At 28.1% G+C, this 992-nt stretch carries 1 pseudogene and 1 CRISPR repeat array; the pseudogene reads right to left on the bottom strand.

The window, feature by feature from the left end:
• A pseudogene (locus BUB34_RS10585) lies at positions 1-269 on the bottom strand (transposase); the annotation flags it as partial.
• A gap of 133 nt (positions 270-402) precedes the next feature.
• A CRISPR array of direct repeats spans positions 403-965; the repeat unit is 29 nt; unit sequence CTTTACAAACCACTTAGTTAATATAAAAC.
• Between the last annotated feature and the right edge of the window lie 27 nt (positions 966-992).

The following is a 992-nucleotide window of genomic DNA, read 5'->3' as shown; positions in this document are numbered from 1 at the left end:
TTTCGTCCCATTATCAGCGCCGCTTGCTTTAAAATATCATTTTCCATTTTTAATTGTTGATTTTCTTTTCTAAGTTTTATTAATTCATCTTCTTCTTCAGTTCTATTATCTTTAGCCTTAAACGAACCTGAGCCATTATAGTCGCTAACCCACTTATTCACAGTAGATCTAGCCACCTTATATTCTTTTACTATTTCATTAGGGCTTTTACCATTATTAACTAAAGTTACTATTTGCTTTTTAAACTCATAATTATATCTTTTAGACATGATAGACCTCCAATTTCCTTTTATCTATTATATCATGTCCGAATTTTTATTGTATAATTAAGTGTAACCTATCCACCACTTAGTTAATATAAAACAATAGATTTAGCGAAGTGGCTTGTTGATGAAGGCTTAACTTTACAAACCACTTAGTTAATATAAAACGTTTTATGTATAAGTTAAATTGGTGGAATCCTTTTGATCTTTACAAACCACTTAGTTAATATAAAACGAATACAATTACAAAGAAGTAATAAAAAATATAAAAGCTTTACAAACCACTTAGTTAATATAAAACGTCGTAGTCATAAACTGAAAAAACGTTACAATTTAATCTTTACAAACCACTTAGTTAATATAAAACAGTACAGGGGAAAAAACAAGTACAGGGAGTAACTACACTTTACAAACCACTTAGTTAATATAAAACTTTTAGAAGATACGATATTAACAGATTATTATGTAGCTCCCTTTACAAACCACTTAGTTAATATAAAACTTTCTAGCTTTAGCGAATCTACTCACAACTATACCCCCTCTTTACAAACCACTTAGTTAATATAAAACCCTTTGCGATTTGATAAATATTCTCTTAATCTCAGAGCTTTACAAACCACTTAGTTAATATAAAACGGTTTGACCTCATCAATTATATTAGTCAAGTATGTATCTTTACAAACCACTTAGTTAATATAAAACTTAAATATATTGAAGTCTTATAAGTGG

It is taken from the genome of Asaccharospora irregularis DSM 2635 (genome assembly GCF_900129815.1).
GTDB classification, from domain to species: Bacteria; Bacillota; Clostridia; order Peptostreptococcales; family Peptostreptococcaceae; genus Asaccharospora; species Asaccharospora irregularis.
Note: the sequence above shows the minus strand (reverse complement) of the source record. Positions and strands in the feature narration are given on the sequence as shown.